Consider the following 26,347-nt stretch of genomic DNA (forward strand, 5'->3'; position numbering starts at 1 on the left):
GCAGCGGGGCTTAGAGCTCGGCCAGCAGCGTCATCGGCCGCTCGATGCACCCGGCGACGAAGGTCAGGAACGCCGCCGCCTCCGCGCCGTCGCACACCCGGTGGTCGAAGCTCAGTGTCAGCTCGGTCACGGTGCGGGGAACGATCGCGCCGTCGACCACCCAGGGGCGCTCGAGGAAGCGCCCGACGCCGAGCATGGCGGCCTCGGGGTGATTGATGATCGCCGCCGAACCGTCGACGCCGAGCGCGCCGTAGTTGTTCAGCGTGAAGGTGCCCCCGCGCAGGCGCGCGCTTCCCACCTCCAGCTCGCCGGGTACGGCGGCGATCGCGTCGCGGAGTCCGCGCAGACTGAGCGAACCCGCGTCCGCGATCACCGGCACCACGAGGCCGCGCGGCCCCTGGGTCGCGAGCCCGAGGTGCACGGCGCGGTGCTGGACGATCTCCTCGCGCTCCGCGTCGAAGCTCGAGTTCAGGATCGGATGCCGCGCGAGGCCCGCGACCGCGAAGCGGGCGATGAGCGCGGTGAGCCCGAAGCGCTCGCCGGTCGCTTCCAGCAGCTCCCGGCGCGCCGCGACGAGCCGGGACGCATCGACGTCCATCCAGACCGTCGCCTCGGGGATCTCGCGCCGCGATCGGGTGAACTGGGCCGCGGCAGCGCGTCGCATCCGGTCGAGCGGGATCCGCTCGTCGCCCGCGTTCGACGACGCCGAGGCGGCATCCACCACCGCCTGCTCGGACACGGGCGCCACACCCTGCGCGAGATACGCCTCGACGTCCCGCCGGAGCACGAGATGGTCCGGCCCGGTGCCCTCGAGCCGGCTCGCGTCAAAGCCGTTCTGGCGCGCGAGCCGGCGCACGATGGGCGACACGACGGGGGAGCGCCGCCCCGGATCGAGGCGAGGACGCGGGGCGGTGAGCCCGGCACCGAGCGGATGTGCGGAGCCCCGCCGGCCGAACCGTGCCGGGGCGTCGGCCGGTCGGGCCGACGCCGCGGTCGAGACCGTGCCGTAGCCGACGAGGACGGCCCCGGACGTCTCCTCAGGAGCGGATGCCTCGTCGCGCCGCTCAGTCCCGGCGGCATCGCCCGCGGGCTCGAGCGCGAGCAGCACAGCACCCTCGTGGAGCACGGTGCCCACCTCGCCGCCGAGCCGGCTCACGACGCCGTCGAACGGGCACGGCAGCTGGACGACCGACTTCGCCGACTCGAGCTCGACCACGGGCTGGTCGACGGCGACCGTGTCGCCAGGGGCGACGAGCCACGCGACGATCTCGGCTTCGCTCAGTCCCTCGCCGAGGTCGGGCAACAGGAACTCGCGGCTCATGCGAGGTCCCAGTTCCAGCCGGCGAGCGCGTGCAGCACCCGGTCGGCGGTCGGCAGGTGGAAGGACTCGAGCTTGGGCGAGGGGTACGGGATGTCGAACCCCGCGACCCTCAGCACGGGCTCCGCGAGCCAGTGGAAGTTGCGCTCCGTCACGCGGGCCGCCACCTCGGCGCCGTAGCCGCCGAACTGCGCCGCCTCGTGGATGACCGCCGCGCGCGAGGTCTTCCGCACCGATGCGCTCACGGTCTCGTCGTCGAAGGGGGAGAGGCTGCGGAGGTCGATCACCTCGATCGAGAGGTCCTCCGAGGCCGCGGCGTCCGCGGCATCCAGGGCCGTCTTCACCGTCGGCCCGTAGGCGAGGAGCGTGACATCGGTCCCCTCGCGGAGCACCAGCGCGCGGTCCATCGGCGCGGTCGTGACCGGCAGTGCGAGCTCGGCCTTGGCCCAGTAGCGGCTCTTGGGCTCCATGAACACGACGGGGTCGTCGCTCGAGATCGCCTCGCGCAGCATCGAGTAGGCGTCCGCCGGGTTCGAGGGCGTCACCACCGTCAGCCCCGGGGTCGCGGTCCAGTAGGCCTCGGAGGAGTCGGAGTGGTGCTCGACACCGCCGATCGCCCCGGCGCAGGGGATGCGGATCACCATCGGCAGCTGCAGCCGGCCCTTGGTGCGGTTCCGCATCTTCGCGACGTGCGAGACGATCTGCTCGAACGCGGGGTAGCTGAACGCGTCGAACTGCATCTCCACCACGGGACGGAGGCCGTACATGGCCATGCCGACCGCGGTGCCGACGATGCCGGACTCCGCGAGCGGGGAGTCCCAGATCCGTTCGTCGCCGAACTCGGCCTGCAGCCCGTCGGTCACTCGGAAGACACCGCCGAGCGGACCGACGTCCTCGCCGTAGACGACGACGCGGTCGTCCTCCGCCATCGCGTCGCGCAGGGCGCGGTTGAGTGCGGCCGCCATGGTCACCGGGCCCGGCGCAGTCGAGGCCTCGGGCGCAGGAGCGGCTTCGGCGAGCGCGCTCATCGCTGCGCTCCGCTCGGCTCGAGCTCGGCCGCCAGCTCGGAGGCGAGTCGTTCCCGCTGCTCGGCGAGCTGGCGCCGAGGGCTCGCGTAGACGTGGTCGAACAGTTCCAGCGGCGAGATCTCCGCTTCGGCGGACATCGCCGCCCGGGTGCGCGTCGCGAGCGCTTCGGCCGCCTCGGTGATCTCCTCGCGCAGTGCATCGCCGAGCGCCCCCTCGGACACGAGGTACTTCTCGAGCCGCTCGATGGGGTCGCGCCGCTTCCAGTGCTCGACCTCGCGCTGCTGGCGGTACCGCGTGGGGTCGTCCGAGTTGGTGTGCGACTCGACCCGGTAGGTGACGCCTTCGATGAAGGTGGGGCCGAGGCCGGCCCTCGCGCGTTCGACGGCCGCCCGCGTGACGGCGTAGACGGCGGCGACGTCGTTGCCGTCGACGTGGTACCCGGGCATCCCGTAACCGACGGCCTTGTCGGCGAGGGTGCGGGCGTGGGTCTGCCGTGAGAGCGGCACGCTGATGGCGTACTGGTTGTTCTGCACGAGGAACACGGTGGGCGTCTGCCAGACGGCGGCGAAGTTGAAGGCCTCGTGGGCGTCGCCTTCGCTCGTCGCGCCGTCGCCGAGAAAGGCGAGGGCAGCGATCGGGTCGTGCCGCAGTCTGGCGGCGTGGCCGAGGCCGACGGCGTGCAGCGCCTGGGTCGCGAGCGGCGTCGCCTGGGCCGCGGTGCGGTGCGCGCGCTGGTCGTAGCCGTTGTGCCAGTCCCCGCGGAAGGAGACGAGGATCTCGGCGGGGTCGATGCCGCGGGTGAGCAGCGCCACGCTCTCGCGGTAGGTCGGGAAGAGCCAGTCGTCCGCGTCGAGCGCCGAGACGGCGCCGATTTCGCACGCCTCTTGACCGAGGGCGGAGGGGTAGGTGGCGAGGCGTCCCTGCCGGGTGAGCGCCGTGACCTGCACGTCGAAGCGGCGGGCGATCACCATGCGCCGGTAGAGCTCGACGAGTGTGGCGAGGTCAGGGAGGGCGAATCCGCCGGTGTCGCGACCGGTCACCGCGTGTCCGGCGTTGTCGAGCAGCCGGAGCGGTTTCTCCGGCGGCAGGGTGCGGGTGGGCGGCAGCTCGACGTTGAGGCTCATGACGCCATCGTCGGGCAGCTTCGCGCCCCGCGGAGGCCGTGTCGCGCAAGGAGGAACGAACGGCTCTCACTGGGCGGAACGCGTGACGTGCGTCCACCCGACGCGGCGTCAGCTGCGCCAGATGTCCAGGGATTGTGCGGGCGGACGGCCCTCGATCTCGGCGAGGATGAGGTGCGATCGCGTGGACACGACGCCGGGCATGTCGTGGATGTCGCGGAGGATCGCCTGGCTCAGCTGCTCGTGGTCCGGCGCGCTGACGGTGAGGATGATGTCGATGTCGCCGGAGACCGCCTGCACCTTCTCGACGAAGGGCAGGGTCGCGAGCTGCTCGACGATCTGTTCCCAGGGCACGTCGCCGACGCGCACCACGACGAGCGCGGAGATCTCGAGCCCGATCGCCTTGCGGTCGATCTGGGCGCCGAAGCCGCTGATCACCCCGCGGCGCTGGAGCGCCTGGAGCCGGTTGTGGGCCGCGGTGCGGGAGACGTGCACGCGCTCGGCGAGGGTGCGCACCGACAGCCGGCCGTCCTGACTGAGCTCGGCGACGATGCGCCGGTCGATGTCGTCGAGCGGTTCGCGGCGCGGCTGGTGCGTGGTCATGTCTCCTGCTGGGTCGTCATCGTCCTCGAGGCTCAGCGTACTCGGTGGCCAGCGCGGCGCGCCGGAGCGCCTGTCGCAGCGGCAGCTCGCGGATGCCTCGGGGGAGCACACGCCTCGCGACCCCGACGACCCGGAGCCAGGCCGCGCCGGCCGCGAGGACCCGAGGGGCCGACGACAGTCCGTAGCCGCGGCGGACCGGGTCGGGGAGGAGGGCGACGGTCATCAGCCGCACCGGCGGCATCAGCAGTCGAGCGCCGAGGGGGAGCGCCCGGGCCTCGAGCAGTGCGCGGGCGATGCGCCGCGCGTCGTCGCCCACCTCGAGTTGCGCGAGCCGCTCGGCCCACCACGTTTCGAACTGGGCCCTGGTGTCGGGCCAACCGGCGCTCGTCGCCTGGAGACGCCCGCCGAGCGCGCCGAGTCGCCGGACGATGAGATCGGCCTCCGCGTGAGGGAGCGGGCCGGCGAGCCGTTCGTGCAGCTGCAGCGTCATCGCCGTGATGGTCGCGGCCACCCAGCGCTGGGCGTCGGGGTCGAAGGCGCTGTAGCGAGCTCCGCCAGCTACGGCGCGACCGTGCACCGGACGGTGCCGCTCATCGACGCGGCGGGCCATCCGCTCCGCCAGCTCCGGTGCGCCGAAGCCGACGGCGTAGAGATAGTCGAGGGTGCCGAGCAGTCGATCGAACGGCCGGTTCACGAAGTCGCTGTGCGCGGCGACGCCGGCGGCGACGCGCGGATCGGCGAGCTGGAGGAGGATGGCGGCGGCACCGCCGGCGAGCAGGCTCGCGTCGCCCGCATGTCTGCGGAAGATCGCCTGCTCCTCATGCTCCATCCCTCCAGTGTGGCGCGCAGCGCCTGAACACCGACCGCACGCCGGGGTACGGCGGGGTGCGGCGGGGGAGCAGTCCGGCTCAGTACCAGTTGACCGCTTCGGAGTGCGCCCAGGCTCCGCACGGCGCGCCGTACCGACCGGAGATGTAGGCGAGCCCCCACTCGATCTGCGTCGCCGCGTTCGTTCGCCAGTCCGCGCCGGCCGAGGCCATCTTGCTGCCGGGCAGCGATTGCGGGATGCCGTACGCGCCGCTCGAGGCGTTGTACGCGTCAGCCCTCCAGCTCGATTCCCGGGTCCAGAGGCGAACCAGGCACTGGTACTCCCCGTCGCCCCAGCCGTAGCGGGCCACCGCCTGCCGTGCGTACGCCTTCGCACCGTCGGGGTCCACCACGATCCCTGGCGGCGGCGCCGGCGTCATCCCGCCGTTCGCCTCGGCCTCCGCCGCGGCACGCGCGTCCGCCTCGCGTTGGGCGTCGAGCCCGATCTGGTAGCGGCGTTCGAGCTCGACCGAACGATCGCGGAGGCTGGCGAGCTGGGCATAGAGCGTGTCGAGGGTCGCCTGCTGCGCTGCGACGTCGGCCTCGGCGCGGGCGTGCGCGGCTTCCGCCGCCTCCGCCTGGCTGCGGGCGGCCTCGGCCCGGCGCGACCGCTCGTCCTCGGCGACGGCCGCTTGGGCGCTCAGCGCGTCGGCGTTCGCCTTGGCCTCGGTCGCGACGGCCGCGATGCCCGAGGACAGGTCCGCGAGGCGTTCGGTGCGGGACAGGGCCATCAGCGTTCGGCTCGGATCCCCGCTCGCCTCCGGGTGGGCGCTCTCGGTGAGGAGCGTGAGCAGACCGTTCGTCGAGCCGGAACGGGCCAGCAGCGCCGACGCCCGTCCGAACTGCGCCGCGGCTTCGGCCGCGGTGCTGTTCGCGGCACCCGCCGAGGCCTGAAGCTCCTCGGCGCGATCGCTCGCCTCCGCGAGGGCGGCGTCCGCCGCGGCGGACTCCGAGGCGGCGACCACCGCCGCGTCGCCGAGCCGGCCCGACTCCGCCTGGAGCGTGGCGACGAGCGCGTCGATCCGTGCCGCTTCCGCGGTCCGGCTGGACACGTCGGACTTCGCCGCCTCGACCTCGTCCCAGCTCGGGTAGTCGTCGGCGGCGACGGCGGGCGGCGCTGCCAGGCCGAGCAGTCCGGCCAGCAGGAGCGCAGCACCGGCGGCGGCGCCGCGGCGGAAGGTGCGGCGAGAACGCATCAGAAACCCACCTCCGCGGTCGTCGGCGCGGCGAGTCTACCCGCGGGCCTCCGAGCCGCCGTTCGGGACACGCCCCGTAGACTCGATGCCCATGCGGAGCACACGCGCCGGGCTGCTCGCCCTCGTCGCCGCCGGCGTCCTGGCGGTCTCGGCTTGCAGCGCGGCGCCCGCGCCGTCGAGTCCGCCGACCGCGGCACCCTCGTCGGTACCGTCGACGTCCGCGCCGCCGACCGCAGCCGAGTGGGCGGCGGAGCGCCTCGACGGGATGAGCCTCGAGCAGAAGGCCGCGTCGCTCCTCATGCTGCACGCTCCGGGGACCGACCCGGCCCCGCTCCGCGCCCTCGCCGGACAGGGGCTCGCCGGACTCATCCTGATGGGCGACAACATCCCCGACGATCCGGCAGCGCTCGCAGCGCTCACCGGCGCGGTGCAGAGCGATCCGGAGGCGCGCATGCTCATCGGCATCGATGAGGAGGGCGGCGACGTCCAGCGGATCCCCTGGGACCCCGCCCCCGGAGCGGATGCGCTGCGCGGCGGCTCGGCGGCCGACGCGACCGCCGCGTTCCGCACGCGCGGCGAAGTGCTCGCCGCGGCCGGCGTCGACGTGAACTTCGGGATCGTCGCCGATGTCACGGACGACCCCAACTCCTTCATCTTCGACCGGGTGCTCGGCACCGATGCGGCGAACGCCTCCCCGCTCGTCGCCGCCGCGGTGCAGGGTGAGCACGGGCTGGTGGGATCCACGCTCAAGCACTTCCCGGGGCACGGCCAGGCGCCCGGCGATTCCCACGAGAGCCTGCCGACGAGTCCGCTCGACCTGGCGCAGTGGCGGGCGATCGCCGCGCCGCCGTTCCAGGCCGGCATCGACGCCGGCAGCGAGTTCGTCATGACCGGCCACCTCGTCTTCCCGGCCGTCGACGCGGCTCCGGCGTCCTTGTCGACGGAGTGGCACCGCATCCTGCGCGAGGAGCTCGGCTTCGAGGGCGTCGTCGTCACCGACGACATGCTGATGCTGCAGCACAACGGGCTCGCGGACTACCAGGATCCGGGGGAGAACGCGATCCGCGCGGTCGCCGCCGGCTCGGACCTGCTGCTGTACGTGCTGCCGGAGGATCCTTCGGAGTTCGGCATCTCTGTCGACGGGCTGACGCGCGCCATCGCCGACGCCGTGCGCTCCGGCCGCATCCCCGAGGCCCGCGTGGACGACGCCGCGCTCAGGGTGCTGACGCTCCGTCGCGAGCTCACCATCGGCTGAGCCGCACGTGCTCAACGGCGACGATCCCTTCACCGAAAATTTTCGTATGCATTGGAATACATCTCGGGATTCCATGCGTTGTCATCGAAGCGGGCCGACCGGCCCCGACGAATCGACATCGGAGACCACCCTCATGACGACGACCGCACCCAGCATCGACATCCCCGGCTACCGCGCCGGCACCTGGACCATCGACCCCGCCCACAGCGAGGTCGGCTTCCAGATCCGCCACCTCATGATCAGCAAGGTCAAGGGCAAGTTCGAGCGCTTCGACGCCACCTTCGTGACCGCGGAGAACCCCCTCGACTCGTCCGTGACCGCCTCCGCCGAGGTCGCGTCCGTGTCGACGAACGAACCGAACCGCGACGCGCACCTGCGCACCGGCGACTTCTTCGAGGCCGAGACCTACCCGACGATCGACTTCGTCTCGACCGGCGTCCGCGTCGAGGGCGGCGACTTCAAGGTCGACGGCGACCTCACCATCCGCGGCATCACGAAGCCCGTCACCTTCGACTTCGACTTCGGCGGCTTCGGCGGCGACCCGTACGGAAACTACAAGGCCGGCGCGACCGCCAAGGCGGTCATCAACCGCGAGGACTTCGGCCTGCACTACAACGCCGCGCTCGAGACCGGCGGCGTGCTGCTCGGCGACCAGGTGACCATCACCCTGGAGCTGCAGGCGCAGCTCGCGCAGTAATCCCGCGCGAAGACGAGGGGCCGGGCGCTGCGATCGCCCGGCCCCTCGTCGCATCTCCGCGGTGCGGCGTACGGGATGACCCGCCCGCGTCAGTCCGCGAGCGCCACCTCGTCGAGCGTCAGCGACCAGAACGCCGCCCATCGCTCGAACGCGGGTCGGAACTCGTCGAGCGGCGGCATCGCCTCGAACGCCGTCACGTCGACCCCGACCGCACCGCGTCGCGGCGGCCGGCGCTTCCAGGTGCCGACGACCTCGCCGTCGGCGACCAGGAGCGGCAGGAACAGCCCGTTCTTGCCCGGGACGACCCGCAGCGCATCGGCCTCGGAGCAGAACGTCGAACGATCGCCGTAGCCGAGGAAGTACTCGTCGAACGGCGCCAGCACATGCCGTCCCGTCGGCGTCGTCGGTGCCGCCGAGGCATCCGCCGCGACGAAGCGCTCCGCATCGAACGCGGCGACCGCATCGCCCGCGGCGGCGAGCCCCGTGCGCGCCTGCGCCATCGTGAGCCCGCCCCACCAGGCGAAGTCGCGCACCGTGACCGGGCCGTGGCCGCGCGCGTAGCCGAGGAAGAACCGGGCGAGCGCCTCCTCCTCGTCGACGACCGGGCCGGGCGCGGCCGGCGACCACTCGTCGAGGAGCACGAAGCGCTGCCTGGCGCGCGTCTCGATCGGGCCGCAGCAGAGCAGCCCCTCGTTCGCGAGCCGCCACAGCAGGTGGTAGCCGCGCTGGCCTTCGATCGGGATGCCGGCGCCGTCCCACGCCGCCTGGAGCTCCTCGCGCGTCGCCGATCTGCCGCCCTCGAGCTCGGCGACGGCCACCGTGCGCGCCCGGGCGACGACCTCGTCGTCGATCCCTTCGCGCCGGTGGACCGTCGTCGCCCGCTGAAGCACGCGCTGCGCCGTCAAGCGGAGGATCGGCCGGTACAACTCTGGCGAGACGAAGTGCAGCGTGCCCCGCATTGGCCAGGACCGAAGGAGCTCGGCGCCGTCGATCGCCTCGTCGATGAGCGCCTCGGAGCTGCCCGGGATGCGTGCGCCGAGCACCCACTTCGCCGCGGCCAGGTCCTGCGCCTGCACGCAGACGAGGCGGTCGACCACCTGGGCGGGGGAGGCGAGTCCTTCGTCGAGCCCCTGGGCGGCGAGCCGCGTCGCACGGACGGCACTGGATGCGGCATCCGCGGTCGTGGAGTTCGTCATGCCCAGAGTCTGCCGGAGCCCGCCGACGCCCGGCGGCGACGCACCGTCCGCAGGCGCGATAGACTGGGAGGCTGTGCCGCTCGGCACACGATCCCCACCCCTCCAGGAGGCCCCGCCGTGCTCGCCGTCACCGATCTCGAGATCCGCGTCGGCGCCCGGCTGCTCATGGAGGACGTCTCGTTCCGGGTCAGCCCCGGCGACAAGATCGGCCTCGTCGGCCGCAACGGCGCCGGCAAGACCACGCTGACGAAGACCCTCGCGGGGGAGACCCTGCCGACGGGCGGCCGGATCGACCGCTCAGGGGAGATCGGCTATCTCCCGCAGGACCCGCGCTCGGGCGACCCCGAGATGCTCGCGCGCACGCGCATCCTCGACGCCCGCGGCCTCGGCACCCTCGTGCTCGGCATGCGCGAGGCGTCCGAGCAGATGGGGTCCGACGATCCTGCGATCGCCGAGAAGGCGATGAAGCGCTACGGCACGCTCACCGACCGCTTCACGGCGCTCGGCGGATACGCGGCCGAGGCGGAGGCCGCGTCGATCGCCTCCAATCTGAACCTGCCCGACCGCATCCTCGACCAGCCCCTGAAGACGCTCTCCGGCGGCCAGCGACGACGCATCGAGCTCGCGCGCATCCTGTTCTCCGACGCCGAGACGATGATCCTCGACGAGCCGACGAACCACCTCGACGCCGACTCCGTCGTCTGGCTCCGCGAGTTCCTGAAGAGCTATCGCGGCGGCGTCATCGTGATCAGCCACGATGTCGAGCTCGTCGGCGAGGTCGTGAACCGGGTGTTCTACCTGGATGCGAACCGTTCGGTCATCGACATCTACAACATGGGCTGGAAGCACTACCTGCGCCAGCGCGCCGCCGACGAGGAGCGCCGTAAGAAGGAGCGCGCCAACGCCGAGAAGAAGGCCGACGCGCTGCGCCTGCAGGCCGCCAAGTTCGGGGCCAAGGCGTCCAAGGCCGCGGCGGCGCACCAGATGGTGGCGCGCGCCGACAAGCTGCTCGCCGGGCTCGAGGAGGTGCGCGCGGTCGACCGCGTCGCGAAGCTCCGCTTCCCGACGCCCGCCGCGTGCGGGCGCACCCCGCTGCAGGCGTCCGATCTCTCGAAGAGCTACGGCTCGCTCGAGATCTTCACGGCCGTCGACCTGGCCATCGACCGGGGCTCGAAGGTCGTCATCATCGGCCTGAACGGCGCCGGCAAGACGACCCTGCTGCGCATCCTGGCAGGCGTCGACCAGCCCGACACCGGACAGCTCGAGCCCGGGCACGGCCTGCGCATCGGCTATTTCGCGCAGGAGCACGAGACCATCGAGGTCAAGCGCACCGTGCTCGAGAACATGGTGTCCTCCTCGCCGGCGCTCACCGAGACCGAGGCGCGCAAGGTGCTGGGCTCGTTCCTCTTCACGGGCGACGACGTGCACAAGCCGGCCGGGGTGCTCTCCGGCGGTGAGAAGACCCGACTCGCGCTCGCGATGATCGTCGTCTCCGGCGCCAACGTGCTGCTGCTCGACGAGCCCACCAACAACCTCGACCCCGCCAGCCGCGAGGAGATCCTCGACGCGCTCGCGCACTTCGAGGGCGCGGTCGTGCTCGTCTCGCACGACCCGGGCGCCGTCGAGGCGCTGAACCCCGAGCGGGTGCTGATCCTGCCCGACGGCGTCGAGGACCACTGGAGCGCCGAGTACCAGGAGCTCATCGAGCTCGCCTGAGCCGCACGGCTCGTAGCCGGCGCCTCATCAGGCGACCGCGGCTCGGCGCCGACCTCAGCGCCGGTCGAGGATCTCGTCCTCGGTGTCCGCGTCGTGGTCGCGCTTCGCCGGTTCCTTGCGGCGCGGCGCGCGGTGCTGGGTGCGAGTGGCCGAGCCATCCGCGCGGACCTCGTCGAGCCCGGCCTCCTCGCGCGCCTTGCGCTCCTGGTTCGCCGCCCAGCCGAGGCCGATGAAGGCGAGCAGCGCGAAGACGTACCACTGCAAGGCGTAGGAGAGGTGCGGTCCCTCGTCGCGCTCGGGGCGCGGGGCGCCGAGCGGCGGCTCCGCGGCATCCGCTCCGTCCTGCACGAGGATGCCGTAGGCGCCCGTGTAGCTCGGCGCGCCCACTCGCTCCGCGAGCTCCTCGAGGTCGATGGTCGCGAACTCGCGACCCGTCGAGGTGCGGCCCGCGATGCGCCCCTCGCCCGCCTTGAGCCGCGCGGTGACGTCGACCTTGCCGCTCGGCGGGGGAGGCACCTCGCTCGGACGGCCGTCCGAGTTCTGCGCGACCCAGCCGCGGTCGACCATGAAGACGTCGCCGTTGTCGAGCCGGAACGGCGTGACCACCTCGAAGCCCGTCGTGCCGGAGAAGGGTCGGTTGCGGACGACGACCTCGTCCTCCGCGAGGTACTCGCCACGGAGCTCGACGACCTGCCAGCGCTGCTCGACGTCGAAGGCGTCGAGCTCGGGGAGCGCCTCGGCCAGCGGGATCGGATCGGCGTCGTAGTTGGCGTCGATGCGGGCCACCTCCGCGAGGGCCTCGGCACGGCGGTTCAGCTGCCAGGTGCCGAGGGCGGAGCACACGATCGCGAACACGATCACGAGGGCGAGGTACCCGGCCCAGCGCGGGGCGATCAGGAAGCGCCAGCGGCTCATTCATCTCCTCCGGGAGCGGCGGCCGGTGCGACGAACCGGCTGACGGCGACGGGAAAGCTGCGGGCCTCGACGAAGCCGCGCAGGTACTCGACGTGGTCGTCGCAGGCGAGCCAGGTCTTGGTGCGGCCGTCGGTGTGGATGCGCGGATTGCTCCACTCGACCCGCCACCGCGCGGGCGCGCTGCAGCCGGCCCGCGAGCAGACGGCTTCGGCCGGGCCGCCGCCCAGTCCGCCGATCATGCTGCGCCCCCGGCAGATGAATCGGGTCGGTCGGCGTCGTCGCCGCGGGTCTGCGTCGGCGCGGCGGGAAGCGCCCGCTCGGGGGAGACGATCTGCCCCGCGCGGCCGGAGCCCTGCGCGTTGGCGAGCACGACGGCGACGTAGGGCAGGAAGATCGCCCCCGCCGCGAAGATCGCGAGCCACCAGCCCTGCACGAAGAGCATGGCGAAGATGCACCCGACACGGATCGTCATCGCGATCGTGTACTTGAGCATGCGCGCGCGCCGCTCCTGATCGGGGGAGGGCGGCAGCGAGGTGATCGACTGCTGCTTCATGATGGTCGCCGGGCTCTGACGGCGCTCCTCCTCTCAAGCCTACGTCCGTCTCGGCCGAGCGGATGCCGGGAATGGACGACGTTCTATGCTGGGACGGGCCTCGGGCGAGGTCCGCCTTCTCTTCCGACTCGAAATGGAGCCGATATGACGACGAGCCGCACCGTGCTGGTGACCGGGGGCAACCGGGGGATCGGATACGCGATCGCCGAGGAGTTCCTCGCGCAGGGCCACCGGGTGGCCGTCACGGCGCGCTCGGGCGAGGGTCCCGCCGGCTCGCTGACGGTTCGCGCCGATGTCACCGACAGCGAGTCGGTCGACCGCGCCTTCGCCGAGATCGAGGCGGAGCTCGGGCCGGTCGAGGTCGTCGTCGCGAACGCCGGCATCACCCGCGACACGCTGCTCATGCGGATGAGCGACGAGGACTTCGAACAGGTCGTCGACACCAACCTCGGGGGCGCGTTCCGCGTGGTGAAGCGCGCCTCGAAGGGCATGCTGAAGGCCCGCTTCGGCCGGGTCGTGCTCATCTCCAGCGTCGTCGGCCTCTACGGCTCCGCCGGGCAGGTCAACTACTCGGCGTCGAAGGCCGGCCTGGTCGGCATGGCTCGCTCGCTCACCCGCGAGCTCGGCGCGCGCGGCATCACCGCGAACGTCGTGGCGCCCGGCTTCATCGAGACCGACATGACGGACGCCCTCCCCGAGGCGCAGCAGGCCGAGTACAAGAAGAACATCCCCGCCGGCCGCTTCGCGGTGCCGAGCGAGGTCGCGAAGGTCGTCGCGTGGGTCGCCTCCGACGACGCCGCGTACATCTCGGGCGCCGTCATCCCCGTCGACGGCGGCCTCGGGATGGGGCACTGAGCGGAGCTGGCCTCACGCGTGTCTTGCGTGGCGCGCCTGGTCCGACGTCTTCGAGTTCGCAAGCGCGCCACTTTGGTGGTGAGTTTCGAAGCTGTGTTCGATAGTGTCGGGGTATGCCCGATGCGCTGCACCCCGACGACCCGGCCGACCCGGCCGCGGTCAGTGCTGCCGAGTGGGCTGAGGCTGAGTGGGCTGATCCTGATTGGCCGTCGTTGGATGGGTGGCGGGTCGCGTCGGCCGCTGGCGGGTCGCGGGCCGTGTTCGCCGAACTCCAGGCCACGCTGGATGCCGCCGAGGGCGCCCAGTTGGAAGCGAATCGCATGCAGGCCGTGCAGCTCGACGCGTACCGGCAGGCGTTCGCGCTCGCCGACACCCACCCCGAACTCTACGTCCACCCCGACGCGCACCACACCGAGTCCCGCGGCGGCATCCCGGTCGCAGAGCTCGCCGCCCGCTCGGTCGCGGCGGAACTGTCGATGCGGCTGCAACTGCCGGCCGCGACGATCCGCAACCGTGCCCACCACGCTGCTGTCGCCCACCGGTATCTGCCCCGCCTGTGGGCGAGGTTCCGTGACGGCATCGCCTCGTACGCCGAGGTACGTGCCGCGCTCGACACCCTCGACGGAGTACCCCTCAACGACCCGCACCGCACCCCGGCCGATGCCGCCCGGCACGCCGCCGCACTCGCAGAGTTCGACGACACCCTCGCCGGTCTTGCCGGCACGATCCCGTTGCCCCGGTTCCGGCAGCGTGCCCGACGGCTCCGCACCCGACTCGAACCCCCAGAGACCGCAGCAGCCCGACACCAGCGCGCCCACACCACCCGACGGCTGATCCTCGAGCCCGCCCCCGACGGGATGGCGTGGATCAGCCTCTACGTCTCCGCCGTCGACGCGGCCCGCATCCACGCCCGCGTTCACGCCACCGCCACCCACCAGTCAGGCCAGCCCGGTGAGACCCGAACCCTCGACCAAGTCCGCGCCGACACCGCGACCGACTGGCTCACCGGCCACGGAACCCCCACCGCCGTGCGCACCGAGATCCTCATCACCATCCCCGCCTTCACCCTCACCCGCACCACCCCACCCGACGGCAGCTACACGCCGGCCGAGCTCGACGGCCACGGCCCCATCGACGACGACACCGCCCGACACCTCTTCGCCCACGCGCCCACCTTCCTCCGCCTGATCACCGACCCCATCACCGCCGCCCCACTCACCCTGGACCGCACCCGATACCGCACCACCACCGCCCAACGCCGCTGGCTCACCCACCACTACGGCACCTGCACCAGACCCGGCTGCACCAGACCCGCCCACCAAAGCGACCTCGACCACCTCCACCCCTGGGCCGCAGGCGGCCCCACCAACACCACCAACCTCGCCCCCACCTGCCGCACCGACCACACCCTCAAACACCACACCAAGTTCCGCATCACCCGCACCCCCGACGGCACCATCACCTGGCACACCCCCACCGGCCACACCGCCACCACCACACCCCAACACCTGCACCCACCCCAACACTCCACCGAGCACCCACCCGAACCCCAGCGCTACCCCGAACCCGCACCCTTCTAAACACGCCCGCTGGCGTCGCTGTGCGCGCGACGGTACGGCCGGGCACATCCACGCCGGGACATCGACTGCGTCCCCGCGCGGGCACGCCACAGTGCGTCGCAATGGTCGGCGCGGCGCAATCGTGGGCGCGGCGCAATCGTGGGCGCGGCGCAATCGTGCAGGGAGCGGCCACTCCGCGACTCGGCACCGATCGGCCCCTCCGGGCACTCGGTCCGCATCCGAGATCAGGGCACCCCGTCACCCCGGATCAGCGGCGCCCGACCGGCGAGGGCCTGGTCAGGCATCCCACCCCGTTCAGCGCACCGGGGAACCACCGCGTCCCTACCCGGCGTCGGCGAGCCCGGCGAGGGGGAGGAGCTGCGAGAGGTCCGGTCGATCGATGACGACATCGGCGCGACTGCGCACGACCGGCTTCGCGCAGAACGCGACGCCGAGCGCCGCGGTCTCGAGCATCCGCAGATCGTTCGCGCCATCGCCCGCGGCGATCGTCCGAGCGATCGGGATGCCGCCGGCCGCCGCCCACTCGGCGAGCGCGACCGCCTTCGCCTCCGCATCGATGATCGGACCGAGCACGCGCCCGGTGAACCGCCCGCCGTCGATCTCCAGCCGGTTCGCCCGGGAGTGGTCGAGGCCGAGTCGTTCGGCTAGCGGATCGAGGAGCTCATGGAAGCCCCCGGAGACGACGCCGATGCGCCCGCCCGCGGCATGCACGCCCGCGATGAGGCGGTCGAGACCCGGCGTCGGGGTCATCCGCTCCCGCACGCGGGGGAGGATCGAGGCATCCAATCCGGCGAGCGTCGCCACCCGCTCGCGCAGGCTCTCGGCGAAGTCGAGCTCGCCGCGCATCGCCCGTTCGGTGACGGCCGCGACGTGCGCGAGCGTTCCGGCCTCTTCGGCGAGCAGCTCGATCGCTTCCTCACGGATGAGGGTCGAGTCCGCATCGAGCACGACGAGCGGGCCGCGCGAGGCGGCCGGGGCTGCGGCGCTCACGCGCGAGCCCGGATGCGCGAGCCCTTGCCCACGACGGTGATGCCGCTCTCGGTCACGATGAAGCCGCGCGCGAGATCCTGCTGCCGGTCGATGCCCACCTGGGCGCCCTCCTCGACGACGACCTCCTTGTCGAGGATGGCCCGGCGCACCGTGGCACCGCCCTCGATTCGGGCGCGGTCGAAGAGGATCGAGTCCGCCACGTGGGCGCCGGAACCCACCATCGCCCACGGCCCGATGACGCTGCGTTCGAGATGAGCGCCGGAGATGACCGAACCGAGCGAGACGATCGAGTCGATGACGGTGCCGAGGGCGCCGCGGGCGTCCCTCGTGAACTTCGCCGGAGGCGAGTTGAGCTGCTGGCTGAAGATCGGCCACTCCCGGTTGTAGAGGTTGAACACGGGCAGCACCGAGATGAGGTCCTGGTGCGCCTCGAAGTACGAGTCGATGGTTCCGACGTCGCGCCAGTAGTAGCGGTCGCGGTCGGTGGCGCCGGGCACGTCGTTGCGCTGCAGGTCGTAGACGCCGGCGCGCCCTTCCTCGACGAAAGCCGGGATGATGTCGCCGCCCATGTCGTGCCCGGAGTCGGCGCGGTCCCCGTCCCGCTTCACCGCGTCGATGAGCGCGTCGGCGTCGAACACGTAGTTGCCCATCGAGGCGAGCACCGACCCTGGCGCGTCGGGGAGGCCGACCGGGTGGGTGGGCTTCTCGAGGAAGCGCGAGATGCGGTCGGGCTGATCGGCGTCGACCTCGATGACGCCGAACTGGTCGGCGAGCGAGATCGGCTGGCGGATGGCGGCGACCGTGGCGGCGGCGCCGGACTCGACGTGGGCGTCGACCATCTGCGCGAAGTCCATGCGGTACACGTGATCGGCACCCACGACGACGATGAGATCGGGCCGCTCGTCGTGGATCAGGTTCAGGCTCTGCAGGATGGCGTCCGCGGATCCGGAGAACCAGCGCTTGCCGAGCCGCTGCTGCGCGGGCACCGAGGCGACGTACGAGTTCAGCAGCCCGCTCAGACGCCAGGTCTGCGAGACGTGGCGGTCGAGGCTGTGCGACTTGTACTGCGTGAGCACGACGATCTGGCGCAGCCCCGAGTTCAGCAGGTTGGAGAGCGCGAAGTCGATGAGCCGGTACTGCCCGCCGAAGGGCACGGCCGGCTTCGCACGGTCCTCGGTTAGGGGCATCAATCGCTTGCCCTCGCCGCCGGCGAGGACGATCGCGAAGACCTTGCGCGCAACCATGGTCCCCAGCGTAACGAGCGGCGGCCGGATTCGTCCCCTCCGAGTCGAACCGAGTCCAGCGCGGCCGCACCACGCTGCGCTAGCGTGGCGGCATGCTGGTCGATCTGCTCACCAGGGAGTACCCGCCGGAGGTCTACGGAGGCGCCGGCGTGCACGTCGCCGAACTCGTCCGGGCGCTCCGTCGCGACCTCGAGGTCCGCGTCCGCTGCTTCGGCGCTCCGAGAGCGGAACCCGGCACCTTCGCGTACGCGCCGCCGGCCGAGTTCGACGGCCGCAACGCCGCGCTCGGCACGATGGGCGTCGACCTGCTCATGGCCGGCGACGTCGCCGGCGCCGAGCTCGTGCACTCGCACACCTGGTACGCGAACTTCGCCGGCTTCACCGCGAAGCGGCTGCACGGCATCCCGCACGTCGTCACCGCGCACAGCCTCGAGCCGCTGCGACCGTGGAAGGCCGAGCAGCTCGGCGGGGGATACGCCCTGTCGTCGTGGGCGGAGCGCACCGCCTTCGAGGACGCCGACGCCGTGATCGCGGTGAGCGAGGGGATGCGTCGAGACATCCTCCGCGCCTACCCGGCGATCGACCCGGCCCGCGTCGAGGTCGTCTACAACGGCATCGACCTCGTGGACTGGGCGCCGAACGACGACGCCGCGCTCGTGCGTGCGCTGGGCGTCGATCCCGACCGCCCCTCGGTCGTGTTCGTCGGGCGGATCACCAGGCAGAAGGGGCTGCCGTACCTGCTCCGCGCCGCGCGCCGGCTGCCCGCCGACGCCCAGCTCGTGCTCTGCGCGGGCGCGCCGGACACCCCAGAGATCATGGCCGAGGTCACGGGGCTCGTCGAGGAGCTCCGTCGCGAGCGCGACGGCGTGGTCTGGATCGACCGGCACCTGCCGCGGGGCGAACTGACGGCGCTGCTCACCGCGGCCACCGCGTTCGTCTGCCCCTCCATCTACGAGCCGCTCGGCATCGTGAACCTCGAGGCCATGGCGTGCGGGGCGGCTGTCGTCGGCACGGCCACCGGCGGCATCCCGGAGGTCGTCGAGGACGGGGTCACCGGCGTGCTCGTGCCGATCGAACAGGCCGATGACGGCACTGGCACGCCCCTCGATCCCGAGCGCTACGTCGCCGATCTCGCCGCCGCGCTGGAGCGGGTGCTCGCCGATCCCGACTGCGCGCGTCGGCTCGGCGCGGCCGGCCGGGAGCGGGCCGAGGCGCACTTCGGCTGGGCCGCCATCGCCGAGCGCACCCGCGAGGTGTACCGCGCGGCGCTCGCGCGCTGACGGGCCCGGCTCACGGGTTCGGGCGTGGGCCATCGAGGCCCCCGGCTGCCGATAGCATGGATCGCATGGCGAGCACGGTTCTGAAGTTCAGCGATGTGTCGGTGGTCCGCGATGGGAACACCATCCTCGACGGGATCGACTGGACGGTCAGGGCCGACGAGCGCTGGGTGGTGCTCGGCCCGAACGGCGCCGGCAAGACCACGCTGCTGCAGATCGCCGCGGCCGCGATGCACCCGACTTCGGGCGAAGCCGAGGTGCTGCTCGAGTCGCTCGGCAAGGTCGACGTCTTCGAACTCCGCCCGATGATCGGCTTCGCCTCGTCCGCGATGGCCCGCAAGCTGCCGAAGTCCGAGACCGTGCTCGACGTCGTCCTCACCGCCGCCTATTCGGTCGCGGGCCGCTGGAACGAGGAGTACGAGGAGATCGACCTCCGTCGCGCGCAGCGCGTGCTCTCCGAGTGGGGCCTCGAGCGCTTCGCCGATCGCCGCTTCGGCAGCCTCTCCGACGGCGAGCAGAAGCGCGTGCAGATCGCCCGCGCCGTGATGACCGACCCCGAGCTGCTGCTGCTCGACGAGCCGGCCGCGAGCCTCGACCTCGGCGCCCGCGAGGAGCTCGTCGGACTCCTCGGCGGCTACGCGTCGTCGACGGCCTCACCGGCCATCGTCATGGTCACCCACCACGTCGAAGAGATCCCGCAGGGGTTCACGCACGCCCTCCTGCTCAAGCAGGGGGAGGTCGTCGCGTCGGGCCCGTTCGCAGAGGCGCTCACCGCCGACACCCTGAGCGAGACCTTCGGCCTGCCGATCGAACTGAGCGAGAACGACGGCCGCTTCGCCGCGCGGGCGACCGCCTGAGGGCGGCATCGCGCTGCGTCTGCTAAACTCGTGAGCTGGCCCGAGGGCCACTGAGCTTCCCTGCCGCCGTACTGCGCCAACCGAGCAGTCGGCCACGGCGGCGGAATCCCCATCCATCTCGATTACTGATCAAGGAAGTCTTCATGAAGACCGACATCCACCCCGAGTACAACGCCATCGTCTTCCGCGACCTGGCGTCGGGCGCCACGTTCCTCACGCGTTCGACCGCGACGAGCGACAAGACGATCGAGCTCGACGGTGCCACCTACCCGGTCATCGACGTCGAGATCTCGAGCGAGTCGCACCCGTTCTACACGGGCAAGCAGCGCATCATGGACTCGGCCGGCCGCGTCGAGAAGTTCAACCAGCGCTTCAAGGGCTTCGGCGGCTCCAACTAAGACCACCGCGACACGGGCGGGCGACCTTCGGGTCGCCCGCCCGTTCGTCGTTCTCGGGCGGATGGCCGGGCGCGACGCCGCGCGGCGAGCCGGGTTCCCGCAGCGGCCGGGCTACCGCAGCGGCCGGGCTACCGCAGCGGCCAGGCGCCGACGGCGACGAATTCGGGCTCACCGTTGCGCCGCCGCCAGTCCTGATAGCTCTCGGCCTGCAGGCGCGCCCAGTCGACCTGCCGTTCGTGCAGCTCGGCCGCGGCCAGCACTGCCACCTCGGGGTACCTGCGGGCGATCGCCTGCGCCACCCGGCCCGCCGCCGCGGCGTCGGCACCGGCGTCATGGGCATCGACGAGTTCGACCCCGTAGTGCGCCGCCGCAGCGGTCAGCGTGCGCTTGCCGCGCCGGTAGCGGTCGACCGCCTTGTCGATGACGAGCGGATCGACGACGGGCCCGGGGCCAGGCAGGGGAGCGACCCCGTAGCGCTCGGCCTCGCGCGACAGCACGGAGAGGTCGTACGCGGCGTTGTACGCGACGATCGGCAGCCCGCGAGCCGCGGCGTCGGCGAGGGCCGCGACGATCTCGGCGACGACGCGCGCCGCCGGCAGTCCCTCGGCCCGGGCGCGCTCCGTCGAGACGCCGTGGATGAGGCTCGCGGCGGTGGGGATCTCCACCCCCGGGTCGGCCAGCCAGCTGCGCTGCTCGACGACCCGCCCGTCGCGGTCGAGCACGCCGACGTAGGCGGTGACGATACGACAGGTGTCGATGTCGATGCCCGTGGTCTCGAGGTCGAAGACGGCGAGGGTGTCGGCCCAGTCGGCGGTGGCATCGATCATGCCGTCACCCTACGTGCGGCCTCCGACAGCTCCGAGCTGCCGCGCCGTAGACTGGAACGGATGACCGCCTCGCCCTACGCCGCCCAGCTCGAGCGCATCCCCGTGCGCGAACACCGCACCACCGTGCTCGGCTCGACGACCGCCTGGTGGGAGTACGGCGAGCCGGGCGCGCCCGTGATCGTGCTCGTGCACGGCTTCCGCGGCGACCACCACGGGCTCGAGCCGATCGTGGCGAACCTCCCGGGCTTCCGCATCGTCTCGCCCGACCTTCCGGGCTTCGGCGAGTCCGCCCCGCTCGACGGCCCCCACGACATCGCCGGCTACGCCGCGTGGCTCGACGCCTTCGTCGCCTCGCTGGAGCTCGGCGGCGCCTACACGCTGCTCGGGCATTCGTTCGGCTCGATCGTGGCGTCGGCAGCGGTCGCCGGCGGGCTCCGTCCCGAGCGCCTCGTGCTGGTGAACCCGATCGGGGCGCCTGCGCTCGAGGGCCCCCGGGGCATCATGACGCGGCTCGCCGTCGCCTACTACCGCGCCGCCGCGGCACTCCCGGAACGGGCCGGCTTCGCGGTGCTGAAGAGCCGGGCGATCGTGCGCGTCATGAGCGTGACGATGGCGAAGACGCGGTCACGGGAGCTGCGCCGTTTCATCCACGACCAGCACGACCGCTACTTCTCGGCGTTCAGCGATCGCGACAGCCTGCTCGAGGCGTTCCGAGCCTCGGTGAGCCATGACGTGCGCGAGTTCGCGCCGCGGATCGACGTGCCCGTGCTGCTCGTCGCCGCCGAGCGCGACGACATCACGCCGCTCTCGGCGCAGCACGTGCTCGTCGGGCGCTTCCCCGACGCGCGCCTCGAGGTCATCCCCGAGGTCGGACACCTCATCCACTACGAGGCGCCGGGCGACGCCGCCCGACGCATCCTCGGGTTCGTGCCGCACGGAGCGGCCGCGTGAGGATCGTCTTCGACTGCAGGTACACCCGCATCGGGCAGCACGACGGCATCAGCCGGTTCACGGCGGGCCTCGTCGGCGAGCTCGGCAAGCGCCATCCCGTCACCATGCTGATCAACGACCACCGCCAGCTCGAGCTGCTGCCCGAGCTGCCCTGGCAGCTCGTGAGCGGACCGACGAGCCCGCTCGAGCCGTTCGTCGCGCTGCAGGTGAAGCGGCTGAAGCCCGACCTCGTGTTCTCGCCGATGCAGACCATGGGCTCGCTCGGCCGCGACTACCGGCTGCTGCTCACCCTGCACGACCTGATCTACTACGAGAACCGGACCCCGCCGCGCAACCTGCCGTGGCCGGTCCGGCTGCTCTGGCGGCTCTACCACCTGGCGTGGTGGCCGCAGCGGGTGCTCCTGAACCGCGCCGACCGCGTCGTCACGGTCTCCGAGACCACGGCGGGGCTCATCGCCGAGCACCGGCTCACGAAGCGCGAGGTCACCGTCGTGCCGAACGCCTCGGACGAGCTCGGCCGGCCCGAGCTGCCGCGGCAGCGCCCGACCCGCGGCCGGCTCGTCTACATGGGCTCGTTCATGCCGTACAAGGGCGTCGACACGCTCGTGCGGGCGGCGGCGAAGCTGCCGGACCACGAGCTGCACCTGATGAGTCGGATCGACGACGAGGAGCGCCGCCGGCTCACCCGGCTCGCCCCGGACGCGCGGATCGTGTTCCACGACGGCGCGAGCGACGAGGAGTACGCCGAGCTGCTCTCGAACGCGACCGCGCTCGTGCACGCCTCGCGCGCGGAGGGCTTCGGCATCCCGCTCGTCGAGGCGATGCGCGTCGGCACGCCGATCGTCGTCAGCGACATCCCCATCTTCCGGGAGATCGGCGGCGACGCCGCCCTCTACTTCGACCCGAACGATCCCGACGACCTCGTCCGCGCGGTGCGCGACCTCGAAGCCGAGGACCAGTGGCCGCGGCGATCCGAGCTCGCCGTGGAGCGCGCGGCGGGCTACACCTGGGCGGCGTCCGCGGAACGACTGCTCGAGCTCATGCAGCGCACGGTCGCCGAGGAGGGCGGCCGGCGCACCCGACGACGCGCCTGAGCGCGCGTCAGTCGCCGGTGCCGGTCAGCCGCTCCGGCTCGACGAGCTCGAGCGCCCCGTCGACGACGCGCACGAGATGCACCGAACCGTTGTCGATGCGGTAGCCGGGGGCGGGAAGCGTCCAATCGCTGAGGTGCAGGATCAGCGAGTGGATGACGCCGCCGTGCGCGACCGCGAGCACGCGTCCGCCCGGGTGCCGCTCCGCGAGCGCGAGGAGCGCCGCCGAGCTGCGCTCGATGACGGCGGATCGGGGCTCCAGTCCCTCGATCGTCGCTGCGGATGCCTCGAGCGCGGCCCGGCCCTCTGGATCGAGGCCCTCGAGCGCGCCGTGCCGCCGTTCGACGAGCTCGGGAACGTGCACGGGCTCCGCGAGGCCGAGCCCGGCCGCCATGATCGACGCCGTCTCGGCCGCACGCGACAGCGGGCTCGCGTAGATCGCATCCCACGACTCGTCGCGGAGCGCCTCGGCCGTCGCGGCCGCCTGCTGCCGGCCGGTGTCGTTCAGCGGGATGTCGGTGAGCCCCTGGATGCGCCGCTCACGGTTCCAGTCGGTCTCGCCGTGCCGGACGAGCGCGATCGTGACGGGCTGGAGCGGCATCCTGCTGAGCTCGGTCATCCGACCATGCTCGCAGACGCGCCTGCGTGTTCACGACGCGAGGGCATCGGCGATCGCGGTCAGGGTCTCGGTGGTGCCGGCGTCGATCTTCACCGCGGCCCGGCCGTCGCCCTTCGTCTCGCCGCGGTTCACGACGACGATCGGCAGACGCCGCCGCCGGGCGAGCTCGATGAGGCGGATGCCGGAGTTCACGACGAGCGAGCTGCCGGCGACGAGGAGCGAGTCGGCCGCCTCGACCACGCCGGCCGCGGAGCGGAAGGTCTCGACCGGCACGAACTCGCCGAAGAAGACCACGTCGGGCTTCAGCATGCCCCCGCAGACGGAGCACTCGGGGATGCGCATGCCCGCCACGTCGTCGACCTCGACGTCGCCGTCCGGGTTCGTGCGCATGGCCCGTTCGAGCTCGGGCTCGAGTCCTGGGTTCAGCGCGGTGAGCCGCTCGGCGATCGCCTCGCGCGCGAAGAGCTGACCGCAGGCGAGGCAGATGACGCGGTCCATGCCGCCGTGCAGCTCCACGACGCGGCGACTGCCCGCACGGCGGTGCAGCCCGTCGACGTTCTGCGTGACGACGCCGCTCGCCACCCCGGACGCCTCGAGGCGCGCGAGCGCGCGGTGGCCGTCGTTCGGCTGCGCGGAGCCGAAGGAGCGCCAGCCGAGGTGGCTGCCCGCCCAGTAGCGCTTGCGCGCCGGCTCGGAGCCGACGAAGGTCTGGAACGTCATCGGCGAGCGCCGCGGGGCCCCCTCGCCGCGGTAGTCGGGGATGCCCGAGTCCGTGCTCACGCCGGCCCCGGTGAGGACGGCGACGGTGCCGGCGCCGAGCACGTCGATCGCGCGGTCCAGGCCCGCCACGGCGGGCTCTGCAGTGCTGGTGCTCACACGGCTCCAATCGACGGCGTTCACAGGACGTCTCCCACGATGGTAAACACCGCGCTTTTCGAGTTTGTTTCCTGGGATGGCAGGCTTGGGGCCGGGAGGACCATTGCACGTCAAACGAGTGCGCGACGCGGCATCCGACGCCGTCGCCGATTACGCCGATCTCACGGACGTCGCGCTGCGCAGCGCGACCGAGCCGGAGCGCGGCATCTACCTGGCCGAGTCCGCCAAGGTCATCGCCCGCGCGCTCGCGGCCGGGCACCGGCCGCGCTCCGTGCTGATGGAGGAGAAGTGGCTCGCGGGGCTCGAGCCGCTGCTCGCCGCCTACGACGTGCCCGTGCACCTCGCCGACGCGGCCCAGCTCGAGCAGATCACTGGCTACCGCGTGCACCGCGGCGCCCTCGCCGCGTTCGAGCGGCCCGAGCTCCCCGCCCCGGCCGAACTGCTCCGCGACGCCCGGCGCGTCGTCGTGCTCGAGGACATCGTCGATCACACCAACGTCGGGGCGATCTTCCGCTCCGTCGCCGGCCTCGGCGCGGACGCGGTGCTCGTGAGCCCCCGCTGCGCCGACCCGCTCTACCGCCGGAGCGTCCGGGTCAGCATGGGCACCGTGTTCCAGGTGCCGTGGACGCGGCTTCCGGACTGGGACGAGGCCGCCCCGCTCCTCCACGAGCACGGCTTCGAGATCGCCGCGCTCGCCCTCGCCGACGACGCCGTCTCGCTGCGCACGCTCGCGAAGGACCCGCCGGAACGGCTCGCGCTCGTCTTCGGGGCGGAGGGCGACGGCCTCAGCCGACGGGCGCTGTCCGCCGCCGACCGCATCGTGACGATCCCGATGCTGCACGAGGTCGACTCGCTGAACGTCGCCGCCGCCGCCGCGGTGGTCCTGTACGCGCTGACCGACCTCCAGCCCGAACACGGCTCCGACGGCTAGGCTCGCACTCGATGACGACCGAAGCCCCCGGCCGCGAGGCCGAGCACGACGCCGCGCGCCCGCCCCGCGCCGGCACCGAGCCAGCCGAGTCCGCCAGCGATCCAGCCGCGGCCGCGCGGCAGGCCAGGGCGCAGGTGTACCGTCGCCGCCGGATCGTCGTATTCGGCGCGCTCGCGATCGTCCTCGCCCTGCTCGTCTCGGGCGGCGTCTACGTCGGGCGGGCGCTCGGCGCGCCGATCCCCGCGGCCGCGGCGGTCGTCACCGCGCCGCAACCGGTCGCCCAGGCGGCCCAGCCGCTCGCACTGCCCGGCTTCGGCGGGTACGCGGTCGGCGCGGTCGGCTTCGACGGGCTCCTCGTCGGCGGCTCGGCGGATGCGCCGCTGCCGACGGCGAGCATCACCAAGATCATCACCGCGCTCGTCGTGCTCGACGCCAACCCCGTCGCCGCGGGGGAGAGCGGACCGGAGCTCGCCTACACGGAGGCCGACGTCGAGCTGTACTGGGACATGATCGCCCAGAACGGCTCCGTCGCCCCCGTGGAGCCCGGCATCTCGCTGAGCCTCGTGCAGAGCCTCGAGGCGATGCTGCTGCCGTCCGGCAACAACTACGCCATCTCCATCTCGAACTGGGCGTTCGGCTCGCAGGAGGCCTTCCTCGAGCGCGCCAGGACCTGGCTCGCCGACCATGGCTTCCAGCACACCGTGATCGCCGACTCCAGCGGCCTCTCCCTCGACAACACGAGCACGCCGGCCGAGCTCGTCCGGCTCGGCGAGCTCGCGCTCGAGAACCCCGTCGTCGCCTCGATCGTCGCGACCCAGCAGGTGGAGCTGCCGGAGCTCGGCGCGATCGAGAACTCGAACAAACTGCTGGGCACGCACGGCGTCGACGGCATCAAGACCGGCACCACCGACGACGCGGCGAACCTGCTGTTCTCCGCCGACGTCCCGGTCGGCGACGAGTCGGTCACGATCGTCGGCGTCCTGCTCGACGCCCCCGACCACGCGAGCCTGCGCGAGGCGGTCGCGGCGCTCCTGGACAGCGTCGCGCCCGGCTTCCGCGAGGTCACCGTCTTCGACGAGGGCGCGGACCTCGCGAGCTACGCCACCCCGTGGGGCCAGACCGCGCACGCCGAGGCGAGCGAAGCCGCCCGGCTCGTCGTCTGGAGCGACACCCCGGTCGAGGTCGCCGTCGACGCAGCCTCGGTCACGACCGCCGCCGACGGCAGCGACGTCGGCACCGCGACCGTGACCGCCGGAGCCCGCTCGATCGTCGTGCCGCTGCGGCTGGACGCCCCGCTCGAGGACCCGGGCGCCTGGTGGCGGCTCGGCAACCCCGGCGCCCTCGACGCCCCGGCGAGCGCCGGGCGCGGCTGAGCGCCCGCGCGGT

At 72.5% G+C, this 26,347-nt stretch carries 27 protein-coding genes; 12 read left to right on the forward strand and 15 right to left on the reverse strand.

The features are described from left to right. Positions 1-10: 10 nt before the first annotated feature. From QSJ60_RS11310 to QSJ60_RS11335, 6 genes are all read right to left on the reverse strand, one after another. A complete protein-coding gene (locus QSJ60_RS11310; protein ID WP_285463656.1) occupies positions 11-1,321 on the reverse strand; it encodes a dihydrolipoamide acetyltransferase family protein in 1,311 nt (436 codons plus the stop codon). Next, entirely contained in the window at positions 1,318-2,346 is a 1,029-nt protein-coding gene (locus tag QSJ60_RS11315) for an alpha-ketoacid dehydrogenase subunit beta (protein ID WP_285463657.1), read from the reverse strand. Before QSJ60_RS11315 ends, QSJ60_RS11310 begins: the two co-directional genes overlap by 4 nt. Continuing rightward, a complete protein-coding gene (gene pdhA / locus QSJ60_RS11320) occupies positions 2,343-3,470 on the reverse strand; it encodes a pyruvate dehydrogenase (acetyl-transferring) E1 component subunit alpha (protein ID WP_285463658.1) in 1,128 nt (375 codons plus the stop codon). The genes QSJ60_RS11315 and pdhA overlap by 4 nt, the downstream gene beginning before the upstream one ends. A 108-nt stretch (positions 3,471-3,578) precedes the next feature. Further along, complete coding sequence (locus QSJ60_RS11325) at positions 3,579-4,070, reverse strand: Lrp/AsnC family transcriptional regulator (protein WP_285463659.1); 492 nt, start codon at positions 4,068-4,070, stop codon at positions 3,579-3,581. Positions 4,071-4,086: 16 nt separating this feature from the next. Further along, a complete protein-coding gene (locus QSJ60_RS11330; protein ID WP_285463660.1) occupies positions 4,087-4,899 on the reverse strand; it encodes an oxygenase MpaB family protein in 813 nt (270 codons plus the stop codon). Positions 4,900-4,978: 79 nt separating this feature from the next. Beyond that, complete coding sequence (locus tag QSJ60_RS11335; RefSeq protein WP_285463661.1) at positions 4,979-6,133, reverse strand: aggregation-promoting factor C-terminal-like domain-containing protein; 1,155 nt, start codon at positions 6,131-6,133, stop codon at positions 4,979-4,981. 91 nt (positions 6,134-6,224) lie between these two features. On the opposite strand from QSJ60_RS11335, the gene QSJ60_RS11340 reads away from it, so the two are divergent. Further along, positions 6,225-7,388 carry a glycoside hydrolase family 3 N-terminal domain-containing protein gene (locus tag QSJ60_RS11340; RefSeq protein WP_285463662.1) on the forward strand — a complete coding sequence of 388 codons (1,164 nt, stop codon included), beginning with the start codon at positions 6,225-6,227 and terminating at the stop codon, positions 7,386-7,388. Between the two features lie 133 nt (positions 7,389-7,521). Beyond that, positions 7,522-8,085, forward strand: a complete 564-nt coding sequence (locus QSJ60_RS11345) for a YceI family protein (RefSeq protein WP_230763522.1) — start codon at positions 7,522-7,524, stop codon at positions 8,083-8,085. An 89-nt stretch (positions 8,086-8,174) separates the two neighbouring features. Here the strand turns inward: QSJ60_RS11345 and QSJ60_RS11350 are convergent, their stop codons facing one another. Continuing rightward, positions 8,175-9,281, reverse strand: a complete 1,107-nt coding sequence (locus QSJ60_RS11350; RefSeq protein WP_285463663.1) for a winged helix DNA-binding domain-containing protein — start codon at positions 9,279-9,281, stop codon at positions 8,175-8,177. A gap of 117 nt (positions 9,282-9,398) precedes the next feature. Between QSJ60_RS11350 and QSJ60_RS11355 the strand changes: the two genes are divergently transcribed. Continuing rightward, positions 9,399-10,997 (forward strand): ABC-F family ATP-binding cassette domain-containing protein, encoded by a 1,599-nt coding sequence (locus tag QSJ60_RS11355; protein ID WP_285463664.1) that lies wholly within the window; start codon positions 9,399-9,401, stop codon positions 10,995-10,997. A gap of 54 nt (positions 10,998-11,051) precedes the next feature. Here the strand turns inward: QSJ60_RS11355 and QSJ60_RS11360 are convergent, their stop codons facing one another. The 3 genes from QSJ60_RS11360 to QSJ60_RS11370 are packed head-to-tail and all read right to left on the reverse strand — an operon-like array spanning position 11,052 to position 12,465. Further along, complete coding sequence (locus tag QSJ60_RS11360; protein ID WP_285463665.1) at positions 11,052-11,912, reverse strand: SURF1 family cytochrome oxidase biogenesis protein; 861 nt, start codon at positions 11,910-11,912, stop codon at positions 11,052-11,054. Then, entirely contained in the window at positions 11,909-12,151 is a 243-nt protein-coding gene (locus tag QSJ60_RS11365; protein WP_189085001.1) for a hypothetical protein, read from the reverse strand. The genes QSJ60_RS11360 and QSJ60_RS11365 overlap by 4 nt, the downstream gene beginning before the upstream one ends. After that, positions 12,148-12,465 carry a DUF3099 domain-containing protein gene (locus tag QSJ60_RS11370; protein ID WP_285463666.1) on the reverse strand — a complete coding sequence of 106 codons (318 nt, stop codon included), beginning with the start codon at positions 12,463-12,465 and terminating at the stop codon, positions 12,148-12,150. The genes QSJ60_RS11365 and QSJ60_RS11370 overlap by 4 nt, the downstream gene beginning before the upstream one ends. Positions 12,466-12,609: 144 nt before the next feature. Between QSJ60_RS11370 and QSJ60_RS11375 the strand changes: the two genes are divergently transcribed. Together QSJ60_RS11375 and QSJ60_RS11380 are read left to right on the forward strand one after the other, a co-directional pair. Beyond that, complete coding sequence (locus tag QSJ60_RS11375; protein WP_189085003.1) at positions 12,610-13,320, forward strand: beta-ketoacyl-ACP reductase; 711 nt, start codon at positions 12,610-12,612, stop codon at positions 13,318-13,320. Positions 13,321-13,433: 113 nt separating this feature from the next. Further along, complete coding sequence (locus QSJ60_RS11380; RefSeq protein ID WP_285463667.1) at positions 13,434-14,900, forward strand: HNH endonuclease signature motif containing protein; 1,467 nt, start codon at positions 13,434-13,436, stop codon at positions 14,898-14,900. Between the two features lie 321 nt (positions 14,901-15,221). Here QSJ60_RS11380 and serB read toward each other — a convergent pair whose 3' ends face one another. Together serB and glgC are read right to left on the reverse strand one after the other, a co-directional pair. Then, positions 15,222-15,890 carry a phosphoserine phosphatase SerB gene (gene serB, locus QSJ60_RS11385; RefSeq protein WP_285463668.1) on the reverse strand — a complete coding sequence of 223 codons (669 nt, stop codon included), beginning with the start codon at positions 15,888-15,890 and terminating at the stop codon, positions 15,222-15,224. Further along, positions 15,887-17,134, reverse strand: a complete 1,248-nt coding sequence (gene glgC, locus QSJ60_RS11390) for a glucose-1-phosphate adenylyltransferase (RefSeq protein WP_189086808.1) — start codon at positions 17,132-17,134, stop codon at positions 15,887-15,889. Before glgC ends, serB begins: the two co-directional genes overlap by 4 nt. A gap of 92 nt (positions 17,135-17,226) precedes the next feature. On the opposite strand from glgC, the gene glgA reads away from it, so the two are divergent. From glgA to QSJ60_RS11405, 3 genes are all read left to right on the forward strand, one after another. Then, the gene (gene glgA / locus QSJ60_RS11395) at positions 17,227-18,414 is read left to right on the forward strand and encodes a glycogen synthase (RefSeq protein ID WP_285463669.1); all 1,188 of its coding nucleotides are present in this window, start codon (positions 17,227-17,229) and stop codon (positions 18,412-18,414) included. A gap of 65 nt (positions 18,415-18,479) precedes the next feature. Then, entirely contained in the window at positions 18,480-19,268 is a 789-nt protein-coding gene (locus QSJ60_RS11400) for an ABC transporter ATP-binding protein (protein ID WP_189086806.1), read from the forward strand. A 143-nt stretch (positions 19,269-19,411) separates the two neighbouring features. Next, positions 19,412-19,666, forward strand: coding sequence for a type B 50S ribosomal protein L31 (locus QSJ60_RS11405; protein WP_189086805.1), 255 nt, complete (start codon positions 19,412-19,414; stop codon positions 19,664-19,666). A gap of 128 nt (positions 19,667-19,794) precedes the next feature. Here QSJ60_RS11405 and QSJ60_RS11410 read toward each other — a convergent pair whose 3' ends face one another. Next, positions 19,795-20,493, reverse strand: coding sequence for an exonuclease domain-containing protein (locus tag QSJ60_RS11410; protein ID WP_189086804.1), 699 nt, complete (start codon positions 20,491-20,493; stop codon positions 19,795-19,797). Between the two features lie 60 nt (positions 20,494-20,553). Here QSJ60_RS11410 and QSJ60_RS11415 point away from each other — a divergent pair, with 60 nt between their 5' ends. Together QSJ60_RS11415 and QSJ60_RS11420 are read left to right on the forward strand one after the other, a co-directional pair. Further along, a complete protein-coding gene (locus QSJ60_RS11415; RefSeq protein WP_189086803.1) occupies positions 20,554-21,444 on the forward strand; it encodes an alpha/beta fold hydrolase in 891 nt (296 codons plus the stop codon). Then, positions 21,441-22,538, forward strand: coding sequence for a glycosyltransferase family 4 protein (locus tag QSJ60_RS11420; RefSeq protein ID WP_285463670.1), 1,098 nt, complete (start codon positions 21,441-21,443; stop codon positions 22,536-22,538). Before QSJ60_RS11415 ends, QSJ60_RS11420 begins: the two co-directional genes overlap by 4 nt. 7 nt (positions 22,539-22,545) lie before the next feature. Here QSJ60_RS11420 and QSJ60_RS11425 read toward each other — a convergent pair whose 3' ends face one another. Both QSJ60_RS11425 and QSJ60_RS11430 read right to left on the reverse strand, forming a co-directional pair. Beyond that, positions 22,546-23,154, reverse strand: coding sequence for a histidine phosphatase family protein (locus QSJ60_RS11425; protein ID WP_285463671.1), 609 nt, complete (start codon positions 23,152-23,154; stop codon positions 22,546-22,548). Positions 23,155-23,184: 30 nt separating this feature from the next. Next, complete coding sequence (locus QSJ60_RS11430; protein WP_189086800.1) at positions 23,185-24,030, reverse strand: Sir2 family NAD-dependent protein deacetylase; 846 nt, start codon at positions 24,028-24,030, stop codon at positions 23,185-23,187. A gap of 103 nt (positions 24,031-24,133) precedes the next feature. On the opposite strand from QSJ60_RS11430, the gene QSJ60_RS11435 reads away from it, so the two are divergent. Together QSJ60_RS11435 and QSJ60_RS11440 are read left to right on the forward strand one after the other, a co-directional pair. Then, positions 24,134-24,961 carry a TrmH family RNA methyltransferase gene (locus tag QSJ60_RS11435; protein ID WP_285463672.1) on the forward strand — a complete coding sequence of 276 codons (828 nt, stop codon included), beginning with the start codon at positions 24,134-24,136 and terminating at the stop codon, positions 24,959-24,961. 11 nt (positions 24,962-24,972) lie between these two features. Continuing rightward, positions 24,973-26,334 carry a D-alanyl-D-alanine carboxypeptidase family protein gene (locus tag QSJ60_RS11440; RefSeq protein WP_285463673.1) on the forward strand — a complete coding sequence of 454 codons (1,362 nt, stop codon included), beginning with the start codon at positions 24,973-24,975 and terminating at the stop codon, positions 26,332-26,334. Positions 26,335-26,347: the final 13 nt, after the last annotated feature.

It is taken from the genome of Agromyces sp. NBRC 114283 (genome assembly GCF_030268405.1).
GTDB lineage: Bacteria > Actinomycetota > Actinomycetes > Actinomycetales > Microbacteriaceae > Agromyces > Agromyces mediolanus.

Bases quoted from the DNA above. Each gene is read 5' to 3' on its own strand.
- QSJ60_RS11310 (WP_285463656.1), bottom strand. From the start codon at position 1,321: ATGAGCCGCGAGTTCCTGTTGCCCGACCTCGGCGAGGGACTGAGCGAA.
- QSJ60_RS11315 (WP_285463657.1), bottom strand. From the start codon at position 2,346: ATGAGCGCGCTCGCCGAAGCCGCTCCTGCGCCCGAGGCCTCGACTGCG.
- pdhA (WP_285463658.1), bottom strand. From the start codon at position 3,470: ATGAGCCTCAACGTCGAGCTGCCGCCCACCCGCACCCTGCCGCCGGAG.
- QSJ60_RS11325 (WP_285463659.1), bottom strand. From the start codon at position 4,070: ATGACCACGCACCAGCCGCGCCGCGAACCGCTCGACGACATCGACCGG.
- QSJ60_RS11330 (WP_285463660.1), bottom strand. From the start codon at position 4,899: ATGGAGCATGAGGAGCAGGCGATCTTCCGCAGACATGCGGGCGACGCG.
- QSJ60_RS11335 (WP_285463661.1), bottom strand. From the start codon at position 6,133: ATGCGTTCTCGCCGCACCTTCCGCCGCGGCGCCGCCGCCGGTGCTGCG.
- QSJ60_RS11340 (WP_285463662.1), top strand. From the start codon at position 6,225: ATGCGGAGCACACGCGCCGGGCTGCTCGCCCTCGTCGCCGCCGGCGTC.
- QSJ60_RS11345 (WP_230763522.1), top strand. From the start codon at position 7,522: ATGACGACGACCGCACCCAGCATCGACATCCCCGGCTACCGCGCCGGC.
- QSJ60_RS11350 (WP_285463663.1), bottom strand. From the start codon at position 9,281: ATGACGAACTCCACGACCGCGGATGCCGCATCCAGTGCCGTCCGTGCG.
- QSJ60_RS11360 (WP_285463665.1), bottom strand. From the start codon at position 11,912: ATGAGCCGCTGGCGCTTCCTGATCGCCCCGCGCTGGGCCGGGTACCTC.
- QSJ60_RS11365 (WP_189085001.1), bottom strand. From the start codon at position 12,151: ATGATCGGCGGACTGGGCGGCGGCCCGGCCGAAGCCGTCTGCTCGCGG.
- QSJ60_RS11370 (WP_285463666.1), bottom strand. From the start codon at position 12,465: ATGAAGCAGCAGTCGATCACCTCGCTGCCGCCCTCCCCCGATCAGGAG.
- QSJ60_RS11375 (WP_189085003.1), top strand. From the start codon at position 12,610: ATGACGACGAGCCGCACCGTGCTGGTGACCGGGGGCAACCGGGGGATC.
- QSJ60_RS11380 (WP_285463667.1), top strand. From the start codon at position 13,434: ATGCCCGATGCGCTGCACCCCGACGACCCGGCCGACCCGGCCGCGGTC.
- glgC (WP_189086808.1), bottom strand. From the start codon at position 17,134: ATGGTTGCGCGCAAGGTCTTCGCGATCGTCCTCGCCGGCGGCGAGGGC.
- glgA (WP_285463669.1), top strand. From the start codon at position 17,227: ATGCTGGTCGATCTGCTCACCAGGGAGTACCCGCCGGAGGTCTACGGA.
- QSJ60_RS11400 (WP_189086806.1), top strand. From the start codon at position 18,480: ATGGCGAGCACGGTTCTGAAGTTCAGCGATGTGTCGGTGGTCCGCGAT.
- QSJ60_RS11405 (WP_189086805.1), top strand. From the start codon at position 19,412: ATGAAGACCGACATCCACCCCGAGTACAACGCCATCGTCTTCCGCGAC.
- QSJ60_RS11410 (WP_189086804.1), bottom strand. From the start codon at position 20,493: ATGATCGATGCCACCGCCGACTGGGCCGACACCCTCGCCGTCTTCGAC.
- QSJ60_RS11415 (WP_189086803.1), top strand. From the start codon at position 20,554: ATGACCGCCTCGCCCTACGCCGCCCAGCTCGAGCGCATCCCCGTGCGC.
- QSJ60_RS11425 (WP_285463671.1), bottom strand. From the start codon at position 23,154: ATGACCGAGCTCAGCAGGATGCCGCTCCAGCCCGTCACGATCGCGCTC.
- QSJ60_RS11440 (WP_285463673.1), top strand. From the start codon at position 24,973: ATGACGACCGAAGCCCCCGGCCGCGAGGCCGAGCACGACGCCGCGCGC.